A 21133-nucleotide genomic window follows, 5' to 3' on the forward strand; every position below is an offset into this window, starting at 1 on the left:
ATGAAATTCACGACACCCGCCACCTCGAATCCCATCGACCGACTGCAGGTCATCGGCAAGCCGACCGACCGCATCGACGGTCCGTTCAAGACGACGGGCACGGCCCCATACGCGTACGAACAGCACAAGGTGGCGCCGAATGCCGCGTACGGCTGGGTCGTCGGCGCGGCCATCGCCAAGGGCACCCTCAGGCGCATCGACACGCGTGCCGCGCGGGCCGCGCCCGGCGTGCTCGCGGTGATCACGCACGAAAACGCGGGCAAGCTCGCCAAGGGCAAGTACAACACGGCGCACCTGCTGGGTGGGCCGGAGATCCAGCACTACCACCAGGCCGTGGCGCTGATCGTCGCGGAGACGTTCGAACAGGCGCGCGCCGCCGCGGCGCTGCTGCGCGTGGAGTATGCGCCGGTCACCGGCGTCTACGACCTGGAAGCGGCGATGAACGCGGCCGGCCCGGCCAGCAAGGACAAGGCGAAATCGACGACGAAGGTCGGCAACTTCGAGGCCGCCTTCGCATCCGCGCCCGTGAAACTGGACGCGACCTATACAACGCCGGACCAGACGCACGCGATGATGGAACCGCACGCGTCGACGGCCGTGTGGCAGGGCGAGACGCTGACCCTGTACACCGCCAACCAGATGATAAACTGGGGCAAGAAGGACATGGCGCGGACGCTCGGCATCCCCGAGGAAAACGTACGCCTCGTGTCGCCCTACATCGGCGGGGGCTTCGGCGGCAAGCTGTTCCTCCGGTCGGAAGCGCTGCTGGCCGCGCTGGGCGCGAAGGCCGCCGGCCGGCCCGTGAAGGTCGCGTTGCAGCGCGCGCTCATGATGAACAACACGACGCACCGGCCGGCGACGATCCAGCACATCCGCATCGGCGCCACGCGCGAAGGCCGCATCACGGCGATCGCGCACGAGAGTTGGTCGGGCGACCTGCCGGACGGCGGGCCGGAGACCGCGGTGAACCAGACCCGCTTGCTGTACGCGGGCCCGAACCGCTTCACGCAGATGCGGCTCGCCGTGCTCGACCTCGCGGAAGGCAATGCGATGCGCGCGCCGGGCGAGGCGCCGGGCATGATGGCGCTGGAGATCGCGATGGACGAGCTGGCGGAAAAACTGCAGATGGATCCCGTCACGCTGCGCATCGTGAACGACACGACCGTCGATCCGGAACAGCCGGGCCGCAAGTTCTCGCAGCGGCGTTTCGTCGACACGCTGCGCATCGGCGCGGAGCGCTTCGGCTGGAACAGGCGCAATGCCAAGCCGGGCCAGGCGCGCGACGGCCGCTGGCTCGTGGGCTACGGCATGGCCTCCGCGTTCCGCAACAACCTCGTGATGAAGTCGGCGGCGCGCGTGCGCCTGGAGCGCGACGGCACCGTCACCGTCGAAACGGACATGACGGACATCGGCACCGGCACCTATACCATCATCGGCCAGACGGCGGCCGAGATGCTGGGCGTGCCGCTGGCGCGCGTGACGGTGCGGCTGGGCGATTCCGCATATCCCGTATCGGCCGGATCCGGCGGCCAGTGGGGCGGCAACAGCTCGACGGCCGGCGTGTACGCCGCGTGCGTGAAGCTGCGCGAGAACGTGGCGAAGAAGCTGGGCCTCGACCCCGCACAGGCCGATTTCAGCGGCGGCATGGTGCGCGCCGGCGGCAAGACGCTGCCGCTGGAGCATGCGTCGCGCGACGCCGACGTGATCGGCGAAGATACGATGGAATACGGTGACCTCGACAAGAAGTACCAGCAGTCGACGTTCGGCGCCCACTTCGTCGAAGTGGCCGTCGATGCGGCGACGGCGGAAGTGCGCGTGCGGCGCATGCTGGCCGTGTGTGCGGCCGGGCGCATCCTGAATCCGAAGTCCGCGCGCAGCCAGGTGATCGGCGCGATGACGATGGGTGTTGGTGCCGCGCTGATGGAAGACCTCGTCGTCGACAAGCGCGTCGGCTTCTTCGTCAACCACGACCTGGCCGGCTACGAAGTGCCGGTGCACGCCGACATCCCGCACCAGGAGGTCGTCTTCCTCGACGAGACGGACCCGGTCTCGTCGCCGATGAAGGCGAAGGGCGTGGGCGAGCTGGGGATCTGCGGCGTGGCGGCGGCGGTGGCGAACGCCATCTACAACGCGACCGGCGTGCGGGTGCGCGACTATCCCGTCACGCTCGACAAGCTGCTGCCCGGGATGCCCCGATATGCGTGACCCCCGTAGAATGGAACCCTTGGCCACGACACCATGAACGATTCTGCCGGCGGCTTGTCCGCATCGGGCGGCGAGCGCATCCTGCGCGCGCGGGACTGGACGGCATCTCCCCTGGGGGCGCCGGCGACGTGGCCGCCCGCGCTCGCGTACGCGGCCCGGTTCTTCCTTGACGCCACGCTGCCCGCGTTCGTCGGCTGGGGCGACGCGCCCGGCCTGCTCTACAACGACGCGGCCGTGCCGCTCGTCGGCGCCTACCATCCCGCGCTGCTGGGCGGCAGCCTCGCCGACTGGCCCGAGGCCTGGAGCGAGCTGCGGCCGCACGTGGCGCGCGCGCTGGCGGGCGAATCGTTCCGCGTCGGCCGGCCCGCGTGCCCGCTCGGTGAACACGACGATGCGCCGGCGTGGCTGGAACTGGCGTTCGCGCCGCTGCGCGACCTGGACGGCACGGTGCGCGGCTTCACGTGCATCGTGTCCGGCACCGGCGCGTTGCGGCCCGTCGATGCGGAATTCCGCGCCATCTGCGACGCGATGCCGCACATGGTGTGGTCCACGCTGCCCGACGGCTACCACGACTTCTACAACCAGCGCTGGTACGAGTTCACCGGCATGCGCGAAGGCGACACGGACGGCGAGCGCTGGAACGCGATGTTCCACGCGGACGACCGGGAGCGCGCGTGGGCAGCCTGGCGCCACTCGCTGGAGACCGGCACGACGTACGAGATCGAATACCGCCTGCGCCACCGCAGCGGCGAATACCGCTGGGTGCTGGGCCGCGCCCAGCCCGTGCGCGACGCGCAGGGACGCATCGCGCGCTGGATGGGCACGTGCACCGACATCCACCAGCAGAAGCGCAACGAGGAAGCCCTGCAGGATGCGCGCATGCGCCTGTCGGCGGCGCTGGTGGCGGCCGACATCGGCACCTGGACGTACGACCTCGCGCACGACCGCGTGTACGCGGACCGCAACCTGGCCGGCATCTACGGTGTGGACGAGGCGACGGCGGCGGGCGGTCCGCTGTCCGCCTACCTGGCGGCCGTGCACCCGGACGACGTGGCGCACGCGCAGCGCTGCATCGACGACGCCCTGGCGACCGGCGACGGCTTCGAATGCACGTACCGCGTGCGGCGCGCCGACGGCACATGGCGCGACGTGCTCGCGCGCGGCAAGGTCACGCTCGATGCCGCCGGCCGGCCCGAATGGCTGCCGGGCGTCGTGCTCGACATCAGCGGGCAGAAACGGGCCGAGGAAGCGCTGCGCGCGAGCGAGATGCGCTTCGCGCGCCTGGCCGAATCGAACGTCGTGGGCATCGTGCGCTACCGCATGGACGGCACCCTGATCGACGCCAACCAGGCCTTCCTCGACATGCTGGGCTATACGCGCGAGGAGTTCGAGCGCGACGGCCTCGAGTCGCGCATGCTCACGCCGGCGGAATGGGCCGACGCCACGGCGCGCGCGATGGAAGAGCTGCGCACGACGGGGCGCATGGAAAACCTCGTCAAGGAGTACTTCCGCAAGGACGGCAGCCGGGTGAGCGTGCAGATGGGCGCCGTCACGATGGATCATCCGGCGACCGAAGGCGTGGCCGTGATGGTCGACGTCACGCCGATCCAGGACGCCCAGCGCGCCCTGCGCGAGGCCGACCGGCGCAAGGACGAGTTCCTCGCGATGCTGGCGCACGAGTTGCGCAATCCGCTCGCGCCGATCACGGCGGCCGCCGATTTCCTCAAGGTCGGCCGGCTGGACGAGGACCGCGTGCGCCAGGTGACGACGATCATCGGCCGCCAGGCGCGCCACATGACGGGGCTGATCGACGACCTGCTCGACGTCTCGCGCGTCACGCGCGGCCTGATCACGCTGGACCGCGCGCCTGTGCCGCTGGCGGGCGTCATCGGCGAGGCCGTGGAACAGGTGCGGCCGCAGGTCAGGGCGAAGTCGCACCATCTCGAATTGCACCTGCCGTCGGACGACGCGCAGGTGGAAGGCGACCGCAAGCGCCTCGTGCAGGTGTTCGCCAACATCCTCGGCAACGCCGCCAGGTACACGCCGGACGGCGGGCGCATCGACGTGCACGTGCGGCTCGACGGCGGCCGCGTCGCCGTCGACATGTGCGACAACGGCATCGGCATGGCGCCGGAACTGGCGGCGCGGGCGTTCGACCTGTTTTCGCAGGCCGAGCGCAGCGCGGACCGGTCGCAGGGCGGCCTGGGGATCGGCCTCGCGCTCGTGAAGAGCCTCGTGGAGCTGCACGACGGCACTGTGGCCGCGCACAGCGACGGGCCGGGCCGGGGCAGCCGCTTCACCGTCGTGCTGCCGCGCCTCGCCAGCGACACCGACGACGCGTTCGCCGAGCCCGTGGCGACGGGCGCCGCCGCCCCGGCCGAGGCGCTGGAAGTGCTGATCGTCGACGACAACGTGGACGCGGCGCAGATCCTCGCCATGTACATCGAGGCCGTGGGCCACCGCGCGACCGTGTGGCACAGCCCCGGCAAGGCGCTCGCGTACGCGGCCGAGCGGCACCCGGACGTGTGCGTGCTCGACATCGGCCTGCCCGAATTCGACGGCCACGAGCTGGCACGCCGCCTGCGCGCGCTGCCCGGCATGGCGGACGTGCCGCTGGTCGCCGTCAGCGGCTACGGCCAGGCGCGCGACCGCGAGCGCGCACTGGCAGCGGGCTTCGACCGCCATTTCGTCAAGCCGGTGATGGCGGCGGATATCCTCGACGTGCTGGACGGCGTGGCGGCCCGGCGCGAGCAGCTACGCGACGTCGTTCCCGCGCAGGCGGGAACCCATGCTGAAGTGCCGAAGCCGCTCCGTTGAATGGCCACTGATTTTTCGATGTGCGGAATTCGGTAAGTCAGTATGGATTCCCGCTTTCGCGGGAATGACGAGTTTCCTCTACTTGGCGGCCGGCCGCGCGAAAAACGCGTCGATCTCTTCCAGCGTCTTGCCGCGCGTCTCGGGCAGCAGGAAAGCGGACGCGAGGAAGTACACGACCGTGCACGCGGCGCCGAAGAAGAAGATCGTGGAATAGCCGTGGCGGCCGACGGCCGGCAGGAACACGGCCGCGATCGACGTCGACACGAACTGGTTGATCAACAGCGCGATGCTCATGCCGTTCGAGCGGATCCGCGTCGGCATCAGCTCGGACAGCGCGAGCCACACGCACACGCCCGGCCCGATGGCGAAGCTCGCGACGAACAGGCAGATGGCCGCCGCGACGAGCCACCCGTGGCCCGTCGTGGGCAGCGGACCGAGGCGCGCCGTCTCGATGGCGAGCGGCGCGGCGGCCGCCGCGGCCGGGTCCGGAAATGGGTTCAGGTGCAGGCGGCGGAACGCGGCGCCGATCACGCTGTCCGGCTGCACGGTGTCGGCGCGGCGCGCGTCCAGGCGCGGGAGCGCCGGATCGTCGCTGCGGATGCTGGCGACGTTCGTGAACGGGCCGTAGGCATAGGCGACCGTCAGTACCTGCGGCGGGCCGGCCGGATCGGCGCCCAGCGCGCGCAGGGTCCGTGCGTCGAGGCGCAGCGACAGGCCGTCGTCGCGCAGCTGCGTCGTTACCTGCGCGAGCACGTCGCGCTGCTGCGTCTCGTTGGCGCGGAACAGCAGGCCGACGGCCAGCAGCGCGACGACGATGCCGGCCGTGCCCACCATCAGCAGGAAGCGGCGGCCCTTGCGGTCCACGAGCAGCACCGCGACGATGGTCATCAGCGCGTTCAGCACTTTCAGCAGCACGTCCGCGAGGTTGGCGCTGGAGCCGGACAGGCCCGCGCGGTTGAGGATATTGACGACGTACGCCAGCACGGAGTTGATGCCGGTCGCCTGGTTGCAGGCGAGGATCAGGCAGGCCAGCAGGAACGGCAGGACGTAGCGGCGCGACAGCAGCGGGTCCGTCACGCCGGTTGCATTCGTGTGCATGCGCGTGGGCGCGGCTGCGCGCGCGCCGCGCTGCGCGAGCCAGCGCGGCGACTCCGCCAGCAGCAGGCAGCCCAGGGTGAAGACGACGCCGGGCGTGAGGCACATCCAGAAGATGCCGCGCCACGCATGGTCCTTGGCGGCCAGCACGGCGGCGGCGCGGGCCGCTTCCGGGAGCGCCACCGCGGCTTCCGTCGCGACCTGCACGCTGTGCGCCTGCACGAGCCCGATGACGGCGGCAGCGACGAGGCCCACCGTGAGCAGCAACTGGAACAGCGCGGCGCCGCGGCCGCGCCGGTCGGCCGGCAGGCATTCGGCGAGATACAGCGGCACGATCACCCCGATGAGGCCCCCGCTCACGCCCTGCAGCAGGCGGCCGCACAGCAGCGCGGCATAGCCGTCCGCGAGCGCGATCAGCGGGATGCTGGCGACGAACAGCGCGCCCGCGATGACCATCGCGGGGCGGCGCCCGATGACGTCGGCGAGCAGGCCGGCGAACAGCGACGACAGCACGGACCCGAGCAGCACGGCGGCCACGACGAAGGAGAGCTGCTGGGCATTGAGCTTCCACGCCAGCGCGGCCGTCGATTCCAGGTAAGGCAGCGCGCCCGCGATGATGCCGACGTCGATACCGTACAACAGGCCGCCCATGCCCGCAATGAACAGCAGGTAGCGGGCGGACCAGGCGGGTGATCTCGGGAGGGCTGCCGTCATGTCGTCTCCAGTCGGTTCTTTCGGCGTCAGTGTAACCTCCGCGCGCCCCCCGGATGTGTCAAATCTTGCGGTGTGAAGATTGGTGAGTTTTCGCGCCGGCGCCACACGCCAGGATGGCGGTTTCCCACTTTTCCGGAGATTCCATGCCGCGCTCCGTCCTGCTTTCCCTCATGCTGGCCAGCGTATCGACCGGCGCGGTCTCCGCCGCCATGAACGACGCCGATCGCGAGTTCGCCCGTCCGCACCAGATGGTCGACATCGGCGACCTGCCGCTCGTCGTGCTCGTGCGCGGCGTGAGCCCGTACGCCGTGCCGGGCAAGCCGCAGAGTGCCCTGAACGAGGCGACGGAGGCGGAAAACCTCGCGATCCAGAAGGAGGTCGCGGCGCTGTCCACGCGTTCGAGCCTGCACGTTGTCGCCGGTGCGTCGCACATTATCCAGGCCGACAAGCCGCAAGCCGTCGTCGACGCCGTCAACGAGGCGCTGGACCGCGCCGGCTACTGATTCTCGCGCGCGACCTGCACCAGCGTATCGAGCCGGTTGCCGTCCGCGCACAGGGCGATGCCCGCGCCGAAGTCGGCTTCCAGCGCGAGCCGCGTCAGCACGGAGCCGCTGGGCATTTCCAGCGCCGTGCGGGCGCCCCGTTCCCACGCATGGCGCAGCGTGTCGGCCCACAGCACGGGGCGCGCCATGTTCGCGGCGAGGTCCGCCATGATGCGGTCGGCGTCGAACAGCGCACGGGCCGCGCTGCTGCTGACGTACGTGATGCGCGGGCGCTTGCGCGGCACCTGGTCGCACGCGCAGGCGAGCGTGCGCGCCTGGTCGTCCAGCAGCGGCGAGTGGGACGGCACCGGCACCGCGAGCCGCTCCGCACGGGTGGCGCCGTGCGCCAGGGCGAGCGCGGCGACGGCGTCCAGCGCGGGCGCGCTGCCCGAGACGACGAGTTGCCGCGGCGCGTTCAGGTTCGCCAGGTAGACTGGCCCGTGTGCCTGCGCGAGCAGCGGTTCCAGCTGCTGGCGCGTGAGCCCGCCGATCGCCGTCATGCCGTAGCCGCGCGGGTACGCGTCTTCCATCAGCCGGGCGCGCAGTTCGACGAGACGTACCGCATCGCTAAAATCCAGCACGCCGGCGACGACGGCCGCGGGCCAGGCGCCGATCGACAAACCGGCCACCATTTGCGGTGCCGCGCCGAGCGCCGCCAGCACGCGCGCCATCGCGACGCCCGCCACCAGCAGCGATAACTGGACGGCGACCGTGGAGCGCAGTGCGTCGGCGCTGTCCTGCGCGAGGATGTCGCGGCCCAATGCCTGTGTGGCCTCGGCCAGCGTGCGGTCAGTCTCGGCGTGCACAGGCAGCGCATGCAGCATGCCGGCCTTTTGCGCGCCCTGGCCGGGGAAGGTGAACAGTACGCTCATGCGGCCGCCCAGGGATCGTCGACGAGGCGGGGACCCGCGTCCGTCTTCAGCAGCACGCGGCCGCCGCGCGCATATTCCGTGAGGGCAAAGCCGCCGGTGCCCGTGTCGACCTGGATGTCGAGCCGGCACGGCTGGCCGTCCTGCAGCGCGCACAGTGCCTCGATCAACCCGGCGGACGGCCGGCGCGGCAGGCGCACGAGCAGATCGAGGTCGCTCGTCGCGCGCAGCACGGGCAGGCCGCAGGCGAGCCAGTAGCCCGCACCGCCGGCCGGGCCCCAGTCGGCGTCGAGCGCGTCCAGCCGCGGGGCCAGCGCGTACAGGGCGGCGATGCAGGGCGGGTCGCGGTCTGCCGCGCTTTTGCGTTCCCTTGCCCGCGCCGCCAACATGCGCGGGGTGACGGTGGAAGCCACATCGCTCGCGGCGACGTAGCCTTTGCACCGTTCGTTGCGTGCCAGGCCGCGCGCGCCGACGGGGACGAGGCCGGGCGCCGTCGCCTCCCGCCGCACGACCAGCGGCGCGGCCGGGTCCAGCCAGTCCGGCCGCGCGCCGTCGCACGCGAATGCGTCGGGCCGGCGGACGAACAGCAGGTCGTGCGGGACCATGTCAGCCCACCAGCGCGCGGGTCGCGAAGAACAGCAGCGACGGGCCGAGGAGGCAGCCGAGGCCCGTGTGGAACGTGGCGACCAGGGCGCCGTAGGGCACGAGCTTGCGGTCGGTGGCGGCGAGGCCGGCGGAGACGCCGCTGACCGTGCCGGCCAGCCCGCCGAACACCATTGCCGAGCGCGGCGTGGACAGGCGCAGGAAGCGTGCCGCCATCGGCGTGCCGACCATGACCATGATGGCTTTTACCAGGCCTGTCGCGATCGACAACGCCATGATTTCCGAGCTGGCACCGATCGCGGCACCGGTCACCGGGCCGACGATGTAGGTGACGGCGCCGGCGCCGATGGTCGTGATGCTGACGGCGTCGCGGTAGCCGAAGCCCCACGCCACGCTGGCGCCGACAATGAACGGCAGCACCGTGCCGAGGATCAGCGCGACGGCGCCCACGAGGCCCGCCTTTCTCGCTTCCACGACCTGCACTTCGAACGCGGTGGCGACGATGGCGAAGTCGCGCAGCATGGCGCCGCCCATCAGGCCGACGCCGGCGAACAGGGTGACGTCCGCGAGGCCTTTCTGGCCGCCGGTCTGGATGCCGCCCCAGTAGGCGAGGCCGAGGCCGATGAGGATGGCGATGGCGGAACCGTGCACGCGGCCGAACGTGAGGCGGCGCGACAGCTGCATCGACACGATCATCACGAGGCCCACGAGGGCGAAGGCCAGCACGAGGCCGTTGTGTTTCGCGGTCTTTTCCAGGAGTTCGAGCATGGTGGCCTCCGTCAGGCGTGTTGGGTGGCGACGCGGGCTTCCGCGTCGGCCTCGGGGACCGGGCGTTCGCCGCGGTTGATCAGCGAGACGCAGACCGCGCACACGAGGACCGAGGCGAAGGCGGCGAGCAGGGCGACGGGACCGCCGCGCAGTGCCGAGACGACGTTCTGCTGCGCGGCCATCGCGACGACGACCGGGATGTACATGGCGCCCCAGAAGCCGACGCCCATTTCGGTCTGCGCCGGCATCAGGCCGCGCTTGTGCAGCCACAGGCGGGCGCAGATCAGCAGGATCATGGCGATGCCCACCCCGCCGACATTGGTCTTGGCACCCAGCAGCGCCCCGAGCAAATCGCCCAGGAAGATGCCGAGCAGGTGGCAGATGGCCAGCAATGCGGTTCCGTAGATAATCATGTGTGTCTCCTCTTTGTCCAGAAAAAGGTGGACCGGCCGTAGGTATTGTTGTTGGCGGCCGGGTGCTGCGGGATCTAGTCGGCGGCCTCCCATTCCGATGCGAGCAGCGCGCGCACTGACTGCGACGCGCCCCGGTGTTGGCCATGCAGGCGGCAGGAGAGATCGCGCCGTGGATCCTCGAGTATGTCCGCCAGCGCCGCCTCCAGTGCGCCGTGGACGAGCGCGATGTCCTGCTCGTCCGGCAGCGCGAGATTCGTCAACTGCAGCACGTCGTGCAGGATGCCGAGCGACGCGAAGCTGCGGATGTCGTACGCCATCGGCGGCACGCTGGCCGCGAGCTTTTCCAGTGCCTCGACGGAGCGCAGGGTCACGCGCGCGGCCGACGCCTTGCCCATCGCGTGCACCGCGACGGCCGGGTCGTCCAGCGCGATCAGCCGGTTGGCCTGATAACCGTGCGCGAGGAAGGCACCGGACATCGCGAGCCCCACGATCAGCCCGATGACGGGGTGGCCGGCCTGGCGGGCATCCGCATACGCGGCCACCGCGCCGGCCAGCGCCTGGTGGATGCCGTACGCTTCTTCGCGCCGGCCGTAGGCCTGGCTCGGGACGTCGATGACGGCGACGATAGCGCGCTTTTCGGACGCGTCCCGGTCCAGGTCGATGACTTCGCGCACGGCCTGGGCGAGACGCCAGCCTTCGACGAGGCCCACTTCGCCGTTGCGGGCGCGCGGGAACGCGTTGTCGGCATCGGGCACGACGGCGATGTAGCGTGCGGGCCGGCCGGCCAGGATGGCGTCGCAGGCGTGCACGGTGGTCCAGTCGTGCGCCGGGTGGGCGCCGCCCGTCAGCAGGCGCAGCCACATGGCGCCGCGCGAAGCGTGGTTCGTATCCATCATTCGAGTCCTTTCGCATAGAGTTCACGGACGTCCTGCGCCGTGGCCTGTTTGTCCGTGTCGACCCGTTCGAGGCAGGCGAGGAAGTCGGCCGCACGGTCGCTGCGATGCACGGGCGGCACGCCGCGGGCGAAGAAATCGATCACCCTCGCGCGCACGGCGGCCGTGTCGTCGTCCACGCAGGCGTCGGCCAGGTGCGTCGCGGTGCGCTGCGCGCCGCCCGTCAGGCCCCAGATCAGCGCGCGCTGGCGTGAATCGAATTCGGCGACGCCCGCTTCCTGCTCGATGACCTGCGGGCCGTTCAGGCCCAGCCGCGCTTCCCTCGTCATCACGAAGTAGGAGCACAGGCCGGCCGCGATCGACATGCCGCCGTAGCAGCCCACCGTGCCCGCGCTGATGCCGATGACGGGACGGTGACGCCGCAGGGCGACGATGGCGGACTGGATCTCGGCGATGCCCGCGAGGCCCAGGTTCGCTTCCTGCAGGCGCACGCCGCCCGTCTCGAACACGATCACGGCCTGGGTCGGGATGCCCCGTTCGTTGTCGCGCAGCGCCAGTTCCAGCGCGCCGGCGATCTTGGCGGCGCCGATTTCTCCCATGCTGCCGCCCTGGAACGCGCCTTCGATCGCCAGCACGACGGTCGGCAGTCCAGCGAGCTTGCCCTTGGCCACGACAACGCCGTCGTCGGCCTGGGTGACGAGGTGCTGCATGGCGAGCCACGGCGAGTGCAGGCGTGCGAACGGCCCGGCCAGTTCGCGGAACGGACCCGGGTCGAGCAGCGCCTGCGCGCGGCTGCGGGCACCCCGTTCGATGAAGCTGTCGCGCTTCAACAGGTTGTCGATGCTCATGGCGTGCCTCCCTTGTTCGCGGCCTGTTCGTAAGCCTGCTCGATGCGCATGCGGACGACGCCCGGCGTCGCGCCGTTGTCGTTGATCTCGATGCGCGCGGCCGGCAGGTCGCCGGCGCCGAACACGCGCTCCAGCAGCGCCTTCCACGTGGCGCCGTAGCCGTCGACGGACGTCTGTACGGCGACAAGCGTGCGGCTGGCGGTTGCGGGCTCCAGCAGCACTTCCAGGTCGCCGGAGCTGACGACACCGCTGACGGTGCGCCCGAGCGCGGGCTGGCCAGCGGCGAATTCGTATTCCAGTCTCTCCATTCCTATTCTCCTCGTTCGATTCGGTCCAGCAGCAGCGCGGCCGCCAGCAGGTCGGCGGCGCCGCCGGGCGAGACGTGCAGCCGGCGCAGCCGGGCTTCCAGCACGTCGAATGCGCGCCGCCCGTTCGGTGTGGCGATGCCGCCGCACGCGAGCACGCTACGCGCCCCGTCCTGCGCCGCCTCCAGCGCCTTGCGGCCGCCGCGCGCCAGCAAACAGGTGTCGTCCAGCGTGGCCATCACGGCCAGCAGTGCGTTCACGCGGGCATGGTGCTCGGCGTCGCCGCGTGCGCGGGCCAGCGCCAGCATCGGCAGCGCGTGTTCGATCACGTGCGGGAAGCCGGCGCGGGCCTGGCCGCGGGCGCCGCCCACGCCGTGCTCGATGCACGCGCGCTCGCCCTTGTGGCCCGTGGTTGACGGTGCGCCGGGGTCGGCGATGCGCGCCAGCCGGCCTGCACGGGCCGCGATGGTTCGCGCGTCGCGTTCCATCGAGCCGGCAGCCCCCGTGACGAGCAGGCCGAGGGCCCAGATCGCGCCGCGGTGTGTATTCACGCCCCCGCTGGCCGCCATCATCGCCGCTTCGCCGTCGCGGCCGATGGCGCCGATGCGCCGGCGCAGCAGCGCGTCGTCGTCCGCGCCGAGTAGACCCGCCAGCGCCATCTGGCCGAAAGCGGGCCGGAGTGCGCAGGCCGATGCGCACATCAGGGGCCACGAGAGGTCGCGGTGGGCGCCGGCGCCGCGCAGATCGACGAGACCCGGCTTCGGCGTCAGCATCGCTTCGTCGATCAGCGCCGCGACGGCGTGGTCGGCCAGCTCGTTTGCCAACCCTTGCGCGAGGGCGGGCGCGGCGTCGGAAGGAACCAGGATGGGATCGCGCGCGGTCATCACCAGCTCCTGAATTTCGCGGGCGGTTCGTACAGGCCGCCCGACCAGTCGACCAGTTCCGCGATGCTTTTCGCCGCCAGCAGCGAGCGGGTCGCATCGGCGCGGCGCACGCCCATGTCTTCCGGCAGCGCGATCAGGCCTTCGGCACGCATGCGCGCCGTCTGCTTCGGGTCGTGGGTGAGGCCGATCGGCGTGACGCCCGCGACCGCCGCCAGCATCGCCTTGCGTTCTTCGAGCGAGCGCGCCTTGTACAGGTAGGCGATGCCTTCTTCGGTGAGAACGTGGGTGACGTCGTCGCCGTAGATCATCACGGGCGCCAGCGGCATGCCGGACGTCTTGCCCACCTCGACGGCATCCAGCGATTCCACGATCGTGGGCTGGCTGCCGTCCTGGAACGTCTCGACCATCTGCACGACGAGCTTCTTGCCGCGGGCGAGCGGATCGTCCGTCTCCACGAGGTCGAGCCACGCCGGCGTCGGATGGCGGCGGCCGTGCGGGTCGTGGCCCATGTTGGGCGCGCCGCCGAAGCCCGTCAGGCGGCCGTGCGTCACGGTCGACGAGTTGCCCAGGCCATCCATCTGCAGGGTGGAACCGATGAACAGGTCGACCGCGTACTGGCCCGCGAGCTGGCAGAACGCGCGGTTCGAGCGCATGGAGCCGTCGCGGCCGATGAAGAACACGTCGGGGCGGGCGGCCGTGTATTTTTCCATGCCCAGCTCCGCGCCGAAGCAGTGCACGCTGTCGACCCAGCCCGATTCGATGGCGGGGATCAGCGTGGGGTGCGGGTTCAAGGTCCAGTTGCGGCAGATCTTGCCCTTCAGGCCCAGCCGCTCGCCGTACGTCGGCAGCAGCAGTTCGATCGCGGCCGTGTTGAAGCCGATGCCGTGGTTCAGCGACTGCACGTCGTGGCGCTCGTAGACGCCGCGGATCGCCATCATCCCCATCAGGATGTGCACGGGCTTGATGAGGCGCGGGTCGCGCGTGAACAGCGGTTCGATGTAGAACGGCTTGTCGGCGCGTACGACGTAGTCGACCCACGCGCCGGGGATGTCCACGCGGGGCAGGTCCTTCGGGTCGTCGACGATTTCGTTCACCTGCGCGATCACGATGCCGTCGCGGAAGGCGGCCGCTTCGACGAGCGCCGGCGTGTCTTCCGTGCTCGGTCCCGTGTACAGGTTGCCCTGGCGGTCCGCCATATAGCCGGCGACCATGACGACGTTCGGCGACAGGTCCACGTACAGGCGGGCATACAGCTCGATGTAGGTGTGCAGGGCGCCCACGGTGAGCGTGCCCTCCTGCAGGAATTGCGAGATGCGCAGGCTTTGCGCGCCGGCGTAGGCGAAATCGAGTTTGCTGGCGATGCCGCGCTCGAACAGGTCGAGGTGCTCCGGCAGGCTCACGCTGGGCATGATCATGTGCAGCCTGTTGATCCGGTCCGGATCGACCTGCACGAGGGCGCGGGCGAGGAAGTCCGCCTGCTTCTGGTTATTCCCCTCGAGGACGACGCGGTCGCCGCCGGCCAGCAGTAGTTCGAGCGCGTCCACGATGCGCGCGCTGTCCAGCACGGGGCCGTCGGCCAGGTGGCTCGCTGCCGCCATGCGCCGCGCCTTTTCCTGGCGCCGCGTGTCCCATCGGCGGGGAGTGTTGCTTTCCATGTTGTCTCCTTTGTATGGAAGGTAGGTCCAGCATAGAAAGGAGACGACCGCCCTACAATCAACGCGGCGGCGGAATGTTTACTCTGAGGTTAATGATTGCGGTATACTTTCCCGAGGAGCGGCGCGATGATCGACGAAGAGATTACTTTAAAGAAACTGGAAGTCTTCCTGGCCTTCATGCGCCTGCACAGCCTGGCGCGCGTGTCGGAAGAACTGGGCCAGAGCACGGTCAGCATCCACCGCGCGCTGCACTCGCTGGAAGAGGGATTGCGCTGTCCGCTGTTCCGGCGCGAAGGCAGGAGCCTCGCACCGCTGCCGGCCGCCTATGCGTTCGCCAAGCACGCGCAGCGCGCCGTCAGCGAAACGGAAGAGGGCGTGCGCAAGGTGCGCGAGCTGGCCGGCTTCGCGGGCGGCAGGCTGAAGATCGGGTCGCTGTATTCGCTTACACTGCGCTGCATCCCGCAACTGCTCATGGGCCTGAAGCTGCGCCGGCCCGAACTGCAGATCGACCTCACCCTTGGCTCGAACCAGGAATTGCTGCGCGGGCTGGACGAGGGTCGGCTGGACGCCATCGTGATCGGGCTGCAGGCGCCGCTCGACGATGCGCAGTTACTGGCAGTGCCGCTGTTCGAGGACGAGGTGCATCTTGCCGCGCCGCTGGGTTCACCGTACGCGAACCGTAGTCACGTGGATCTGCGCGACCTGGAGGGCGAAAAATTCATCACACTGGGAGGCGGTTTCGTCACGTCGGACAGTTTCGACCACGCGTTCCGCCAGGCCGGCTACACGCCGGAGACGATCATGCGGGTGTCCGACATCTTCTCGCTGATCAACCTGGTCAGCGGCGGCATGGGCTACAGCCTGCTGCCGGGCCGCGTGGCGGAATTCAGCACGCGCATCCAGCTGATCCCGCTCGATGCGCCGTACGCGTCGCACCAGACCATCAGCCTCCTGATCTCGAAGAGCCGCGAGCGCGATCCGAACCTGCTGGCGCTGGCGGCCGAGTGCCGGATGTACGGCAAGGGCCAGCGGCTCGGTGCCTAGTCGCGAAACAGCCCGGCACCTCGACGGGGCGGGCATTGTCCAGGCGGGAGGGCTGGAGGATTATATCGGCGGCGCCCGGTCGGCGCCGTAGGCGTGCACGCCGGGCACGGTCAACGTGACCATCGTGCCTTGGCGCGGGCCGCTGGCGATGTCCAGGCGGGCGCCGATGCGTGCCGCCCGTTCGCGCATGCCGATGAGGCCCCAGTGCCCGCGGTACCCTGCAAACCCGGCGCCGTCACGCGGCACCGGCTCGGGGAGGCCGCGGCCGTCGTCGGCCACGCACAGCGTCAGCGCGCGGCGCGCATGGACCAGCGTGACGCGGACGCGGGCCGCGTGCGCGTGCATGAATGCGTTGCGCAGCGCCTCGCGCGCGATCTCCGCGATCTCGTCGGCCACGGGGGCGAGCAGGGGCCGGCGCTCGCCTTCCACGTGCACGTCGACGGCCAGCGCGCCATGCGTGAGCGTGAGACGGGCGATGGCGTCGGCCAGCACGTCTTCCAGCACGTGGGCGTCGCCCGCGCGCAGCTCCTGCAGCTGGTCGCGGCCTTCGCCGATGGCATGGCTCGCGTCGTCCAGCACGTGCTCCAGCTGGCGGCGCGCGCCCGCATCGGGCGGCAGGGACGCGGCGACGGCGTCCACGCGCAGCACGAGCCCCTGCACGGTCTGCAGGAAGGTGTCGTGCAGGGTGCGCGCGATGCGTTCGCGCTCGGCCGTCCTCACCTGCAGCCGTTCCGTCAGGCGACGCGTCACGTAGCGCATGCGGTAGCGGTACAGCAGCACGCCGAGCAGCACGAGCGCGCCGGCGCAGGCGAGGCGGAACCCCAGCGTCTGCACGAGCGTGGGCGCCACGTGCAGCGGCAGGGCGGCGACCGCGTCGCCCGGCAGGCCGTCCTCGTTCACGGCGCGCACGTGGAACACGTAGTCGCCGGGACCGATGTTGGTGTACGACGTGGCACGGCGGACGCCGGCATCGAGCCACTCCTTGTCGACGCCGTCGAGCCGATACTCGAAACGCACCCGTTCCGGCAGGCGCAGCGCCGGCGCCGTGTACTGGATGCGGAAGTGGTCGGTGCCGGCCGGGAGGGCTATCGTACCTTGCGCCGGCCAGCTGCGGCCATCCGCCGTCACGCCGAGGATCACGGCCTGCGGCGCCACGCGGTTGCGGCGCAGCTGGGCGAGGTCGAGGCGCATGACGCCGCCCGTGGCCGACAGCCACAGGTTGCGGCCGTCGGCGCTGACGATGCCGCGCCAGCGGTTTTCCATCGCGGCGCGGCCCGGATAGCCGTCCAGCGCGTCGAACAATTCGTGGGGGAGTGCCTGGTCCGGGTCGCGCATGGCCTGGCGCCAGTCCGCGGCGCGCACGTGCACGAGGCCCGCGACGCCGTTCATCCAGCGGTCGCCGTCCGGCGTGACCACGATGCCGGACAGGTTGCGCAGCACGCCCGGATCCCGGGTGCGCAGCAGGCGCAGCGTGCGGTCGCGCAGCACGGCCGTGCCGCCGGAGCCGCTGACGACCAGGTGTTCGCCCGTGAACAGTGCGCTCGCCTGGCCCACGGGACCGAGGTCGTAATTCGTCAGCCTGCCGTCGAGGTAGTGCACCAGCTTGCCGTCACCGGTGGCCAGCCACAGGGTACCCGCGCCGTCGGTCGCGGACTGGAAGATCTTGGATGGCAGGTTGAAGGCGGCGCGCGGCAGCCAGCGCCCGTCGCGCCAGCCGATCAGGCCCGTCTCGAGGGATCCCGTCCACAACACCTTGCCGTCGTCCAGCAGGCCGATGAGGCGGTAGTCGCGCGGTTTGCCGTCCGGGCCCGGCGGCAGGGGGATGTCTTCCACCGTGGTGCCGCGTACGCGCTGGATGCTGCGCTTGCCGCCGACGAGCAGTGCGCCGTCGGGACCGTTGTTGATCACGCCGGCCCACGGGCCGCGCACGGCGGCCGGCGCGGCGTCGGGCGCGAGACGCCACAGCGTGCCCGTCTCGAAGTCGGCGGCCAGCACGCGGCCGGCCCCGTCCACGCCGAAGCTGTAGCGGGTCCCGCTGCCGGGCAGGCCGCTGTGCAGGAACCGGTTGCGCCGGAACCGATCGAGGCCGCTTTCCGTCGCCACCCAGATGTCGCCTTCGCGGTCTTCCAGGATCGCCGTCGTGCCCCGCCCCGACAGCAGCGCCGGGTCCACGACCCGCTCCGCGGCCGCGGAGGCAATGGTCCAGCGCGCCGCCTTGCGCTGCCCCGCGTGCGGCACGCGGCACACGGGCTGCGGGCAGTCCAGCAGCCACAGGGTGCCGTCCGCGTCGAACTGCCCGGCCCCGCCCGATTGCGACGGCGCGTACGTGCCGAGGCGCGGGTTTCCCGTGGCAGCGAGCCGGTGCAGCGTGCCGCCGGCCAGCAACCACAGGCTGCCGTCCGGCGCCAGCAGCGGCCGCCCGGCATGGTCCGTCACGCGCGCGAAGCGGCCGGCGGCCCGGTCCAGGCGCCAGGCGCCGCGCTCGTTGAACGCCCACAGGTTGCCGGCGCCGTCGACGAGCAGGTCTTCCTGGTGCGCCGTTTCCCATTCCGGCCCGGCCGCCACGACGTGCCAGCGGCCGCCGGTGAAATGGGCGATGCGTCCGCTGGCGGCCCACAGGCTGCCGTCCGTGTCGACGGCCAGCGCGCCGATGCTCTCGTATGGGGAGGATTGCTCCGGCAGGTCCGCGACGCGGCCGTCGGGATGGAGCACCGAGACGCCTTCGGAGGCGAAGGCGATCGCCAGGTCGCCGTTCGGCGCGGCCCGCAGCACCTCGATGCGTTCGTGGCTGCGTCCCGGCTGGGCGGGCAGCGCGTAGCGTTCGAAACGCTGGCCGTCGAAGCGGTACAGGCCGTCGGCGGTGCCGAGCCACAGCCAGCCGTCGCGGGTCTGCGCCATCGTGCGGATGGCCGGTGGCGCGCCGTCGGTCGCCGTCCATCGCGTGTGGTGGTAGTCCGTGAAGCCTTCCGGCGCCGCCATTGCCGGCACGGCGGCCAGCAGCAAGGCTGCCGCGAGTACGCGGACGAGACGATGGCGGCGGCGCATCGCGGTACCGGTCAGAGGTCGATGAAGCCGCGCTGCACGGCGAGCGTGACGGCGTGCGCGCGGTCGTTCGCGCCCAGCTTCACGAGGATCGTGCTCATGTGCGTCTTGACCGTCGTCTCGCCGATGTGCAGCTGTTCGCCGATGCCGCGGTTCGAATGGCCGACGGCGGCGAGGCGCAGCACGTCGAGCTCGCGCGGCGACAGCGCGTCGCCGGCGTAGTGGATCGCCACCTCGCGCCGCAGCGCCTGCGGCAGGATGTGCGAGCCGTTGTGCACTTCGCGCACGGTCGCCGCGAGCTCGCGGCCCGGGACGTTCTTCAGCAGGTAGGCGGAGGCGCCGGCCTTGAGCGCGGCCGCGATGCGGGCGTCGCCGTCGTAGGTCGTGAGCACGACGAGGCGGGCGTCCGGATGCATGCTGCGGATCGCGCGGATGGCTTCCAGGCCGTCCTTGCCGGGCATCTGCAGGTCGACGAGGGCCACGTCGGGGCGCCAGTTGGTGAAGAAACGGATCGCTTCGTCGCCGTCGCAGGCCTGGGCGATGACCTCGATGTTGCCGTGCGCGATCAGCGAAGCGGCTATGCCTTCGCGCATCATCGGATGGTCGTCCGCGATCAGGACGCGGATCGGCGTGGCGCTGGGAGGGTTCATGCGGTGGAGTCTTTGGGGGCGGTACAGGGCAAGATTGTACAAGATTCCACCTTATCGAGTCATGGCCCCCGCCAAATGGGTGGGGAAAAAAGCATGAACGGACGCTACGCTGGCAGCACCGGGGCCAGAGCGCGAATTTGCTCTTTTGCGCTCTGACCCCGAATTTTCAGCCACATCAGAAGCCGGAGTCACATCGTGCATACCTGTCCGCCGACGCCGGCGCGACCGCCGTCGTCAGCGAATTCCGGATGGCCAACCGCATCCTGGCCGCGTGGGCGGCGCAGGCCCGGCGCGACAGCCGCGTCGACTTCGAGATCACGTTCTTCGACGGCCTGCGCCTGTCCGGCGGCCCCGCGCCGTACCTGGTCGAGGTTGAGCCCTCAGTACGCGTGGATCAGCCCCCGCCGCGCCGCCACGCAGGCCGCTTCGGTGCGGCACGAGACGTTCAGCTTGGACAGGATATTGTTGACGTGGTACTTGACCGTGCCGACGCCGATGTTCTCGGTGCGCGCGATCATCTTGTTGCTCATGCCGGCCGACAGGTGCGCGAGGATCTCGAGCTCGCGGCGCGACAGGCGGTTGGCGTCCATGCGCCCGGCCAGCTTCTCGGCGAGGCCGGGCGCGAGGTAGCGGCGGTTGGCGGCCACCTGGCGCACGCATTGCACCACCTCGTCGAGGCCGGATTGCTTGAGCAGGTACGCACTGGCGCCGGCCAGCAGGCCGCGGTGCACGTCCTCGTCGCCGTCGTAGGTCGTCAGGATGACCATGCGGGCATCCGGCACGAGCGCGCGGATCTTGCGGATCGCCTCGACGCCGCCGCCACCGGGCATGTTCAGGTCGACGAGCATGACGTCGGGACGCAGACGCAGGTAGTGTTCGACGGCGGCGACGGCGTCGCCCGCTTCTCCGACCAGTTGCAGCGCCGGTTCGACGCCGATCAGCGCGGCGAGGCCGGCCCGGATCAGCGGGTGGTCGTCCGCGATGAGGACGGTGATGGGGCGCGCGTCATCCATGGACGGCCTCCACGGATGCGGTGGACGGATGCGCGTGCGCAGCGCGCGGCAGCGCGAAGCCGGCCGTGGCGCCGTGGTCCGGATTGGCGTCCAGCCAGAGGCGGCCGCCGTGGGCGTCGGCGATGGCGCGGCAGATCGCCAATCCCAGGCCCATGCCGTGCGGCTTCGTCGTCAACAATGGGTCAAATGCGTCTGCGGCGGTGGCCGCATCGATGCCGGTGCCGTTGTCGCGCACGGTGACGGCGATCTCGCCGCCGGCGCCGACGCGGGCGCGGATCGCCAGCGAGCGGGTCCGGCCGCGCACGGGAGACAGCGCGTCCACGGCGTTGCCGACGAGGTTGCGCAGGAGCTGGCGCAGTTGCACGGGGCTGGCCGCCACCGTGCGCGCACCCGGTGCCACCGTGACGCGGCAGGCGATGGCGTGGCGGCGCAGGTCGGCCGCGTATTCGGCCAGCACGTCGTCGATGGCGGCGTCGAGGCGGCATTCGGTGCGCTCGAGCCGGACCTGGCCGGCCAGGGCGCGCACGCTCCTCACGATGGCGCTGGCGCGCTGCGACGCTTCCAGCACGGCGCACAGGGCGGCATGCGCCTGGGCCGGCGCCTGGGCGCGTTCGATGCAGCGCAGCGCCGCGTGGGCGTGCAGCGCGATGGCGGCCAGCGGCTGGTCGACCTCGTGGGCGATCGACGCGGCCAGTTGGCCGATCGTGGCCAGGCGCGCCTGCCGTTCGGGTTCAAGGCTCGCGGCCAGTGGGGGCGGGTGGGTGGTCATGGGC

General features: G+C 70.9%; 18 protein-coding genes. 4 read left to right on the forward strand and 14 right to left on the reverse strand.

Annotation, left to right across the window (positions count from 1 at the left end):
* Entirely contained in the window at positions 1-2205 is a 2205-nt protein-coding gene (gene paoC / locus ACEN9G_RS27735) for an aldehyde oxidoreductase molybdenum-binding subunit PaoC (protein WP_413344953.1), read from the forward strand.
* A gap of 33 nt (positions 2206-2238) precedes the next feature.
* Positions 2239-5022 (forward strand): PAS domain-containing protein, encoded by a 2784-nt coding sequence (locus ACEN9G_RS27740; RefSeq protein ID WP_483127306.1) that lies wholly within the window; start codon positions 2239-2241, stop codon positions 5020-5022.
* Positions 5023-5100: 78 nt separating this feature from the next.
* On the opposite strand, the gene ACEN9G_RS27745 is transcribed toward ACEN9G_RS27740, so the two are convergent.
* Entirely contained in the window at positions 5101-6831 is a 1731-nt protein-coding gene (locus tag ACEN9G_RS27745) for an MFS transporter (RefSeq protein ID WP_483127307.1), read from the reverse strand.
* A 143-nt stretch (positions 6832-6974) separates the two neighbouring features.
* Here ACEN9G_RS27745 and ACEN9G_RS27750 point away from each other — a divergent pair, with 143 nt between their 5' ends.
* A complete protein-coding gene (locus ACEN9G_RS27750) occupies positions 6975-7334 on the forward strand; it encodes an alpha/beta fold hydrolase (protein ID WP_413346445.1) in 360 nt (119 codons plus the stop codon).
* Here the strand turns inward: ACEN9G_RS27750 and mdcH are convergent.
* From mdcH to mdcA, 9 genes are all read right to left on the reverse strand, one after another.
* A complete protein-coding gene (mdcH, locus tag ACEN9G_RS27755) occupies positions 7328-8245 on the reverse strand; it encodes a malonate decarboxylase subunit epsilon (RefSeq protein ID WP_483127308.1) in 918 nt (305 codons plus the stop codon). The two genes, ACEN9G_RS27750 and mdcH, sit on opposite strands and share 7 nt — an antisense overlap.
* The gene (locus ACEN9G_RS27760) at positions 8242-8847 is read right to left on the reverse strand and encodes a malonate decarboxylase holo-ACP synthase (protein WP_483127309.1); all 606 of its coding nucleotides are present in this window, start codon (positions 8845-8847) and stop codon (positions 8242-8244) included. Before ACEN9G_RS27760 ends, mdcH begins: the two co-directional genes overlap by 4 nt.
* 1 nt (position 8848) lies before the next feature.
* Positions 8849-9613 carry a malonate transporter subunit MadM gene (gene madM / locus ACEN9G_RS27765; RefSeq protein WP_259452250.1) on the reverse strand — a complete coding sequence of 255 codons (765 nt, stop codon included), beginning with the start codon at positions 9611-9613 and terminating at the stop codon, positions 8849-8851.
* An 11-nt stretch (positions 9614-9624) separates the two neighbouring features.
* Complete coding sequence (gene madL, locus ACEN9G_RS27770; RefSeq protein WP_413344677.1) at positions 9625-10026, reverse strand: malonate transporter subunit MadL; 402 nt, start codon at positions 10024-10026, stop codon at positions 9625-9627.
* A 74-nt stretch (positions 10027-10100) separates the two neighbouring features.
* Positions 10101-10922, reverse strand: a complete 822-nt coding sequence (mdcE, locus tag ACEN9G_RS27775; protein ID WP_413344676.1) for a biotin-independent malonate decarboxylase subunit gamma — start codon at positions 10920-10922, stop codon at positions 10101-10103.
* On the reverse strand, positions 10919-11767 hold the full coding sequence (locus ACEN9G_RS27780; RefSeq protein WP_413344674.1) for a biotin-independent malonate decarboxylase subunit beta: 849 nt from the start codon (positions 11765-11767) through the stop codon (positions 10919-10921). The genes mdcE and ACEN9G_RS27780 overlap by 4 nt, the downstream gene beginning before the upstream one ends.
* The gene (locus ACEN9G_RS27785) at positions 11764-12075 is read right to left on the reverse strand and encodes a malonate decarboxylase subunit delta (RefSeq protein WP_413344672.1); all 312 of its coding nucleotides are present in this window, start codon (positions 12073-12075) and stop codon (positions 11764-11766) included. The genes ACEN9G_RS27780 and ACEN9G_RS27785 overlap by 4 nt, the downstream gene beginning before the upstream one ends.
* A 2-nt stretch (positions 12076-12077) precedes the next feature.
* A complete protein-coding gene (locus tag ACEN9G_RS27790) occupies positions 12078-12956 on the reverse strand; it encodes a triphosphoribosyl-dephospho-CoA synthase (RefSeq protein WP_483127310.1) in 879 nt (292 codons plus the stop codon).
* Positions 12956-14611: a malonate decarboxylase subunit alpha gene (gene mdcA, locus ACEN9G_RS27795; RefSeq protein ID WP_413344791.1), complete on the reverse strand. Its 1656-nt coding sequence runs from the start codon at positions 14609-14611 to the stop codon at positions 12956-12958. Before mdcA ends, ACEN9G_RS27790 begins: the two co-directional genes overlap by 1 nt.
* Positions 14612-14737: 126 nt before the next feature.
* Here mdcA and ACEN9G_RS27800 point away from each other — a divergent pair, with 126 nt between their 5' ends.
* The gene (locus ACEN9G_RS27800; RefSeq protein ID WP_413344789.1) at positions 14738-15655 is read left to right on the forward strand and encodes a LysR family transcriptional regulator; all 918 of its coding nucleotides are present in this window, start codon (positions 14738-14740) and stop codon (positions 15653-15655) included.
* A 60-nt stretch (positions 15656-15715) separates the two neighbouring features.
* Here ACEN9G_RS27800 and ACEN9G_RS27805 read toward each other — a convergent pair whose 3' ends face one another.
* The 4 genes from ACEN9G_RS27805 to ACEN9G_RS27820 form a co-directional block, all read right to left on the reverse strand.
* On the reverse strand, positions 15716-18700 hold the full coding sequence (locus ACEN9G_RS27805; protein WP_483127311.1) for a sensor histidine kinase: 2985 nt from the start codon (positions 18698-18700) through the stop codon (positions 15716-15718).
* 11 nt (positions 18701-18711) lie between these two features.
* Positions 18712-19347 (reverse strand): response regulator transcription factor, encoded by a 636-nt coding sequence (locus tag ACEN9G_RS27810; RefSeq protein ID WP_413345558.1) that lies wholly within the window; start codon positions 19345-19347, stop codon positions 18712-18714.
* A 380-nt stretch (positions 19348-19727) separates the two neighbouring features.
* The gene (locus ACEN9G_RS27815) at positions 19728-20360 is read right to left on the reverse strand and encodes a response regulator (protein ID WP_483127312.1); all 633 of its coding nucleotides are present in this window, start codon (positions 20358-20360) and stop codon (positions 19728-19730) included.
* The gene (locus ACEN9G_RS27820; protein WP_483127313.1) at positions 20353-21129 is read right to left on the reverse strand and encodes a sensor histidine kinase; all 777 of its coding nucleotides are present in this window, start codon (positions 21127-21129) and stop codon (positions 20353-20355) included. The genes ACEN9G_RS27815 and ACEN9G_RS27820 overlap by 8 nt, the downstream gene beginning before the upstream one ends.
* Positions 21130-21133: the final 4 nt, after the last annotated feature.

It is taken from the genome of Massilia sp. Masssp94 (assembly GCF_059491305.1).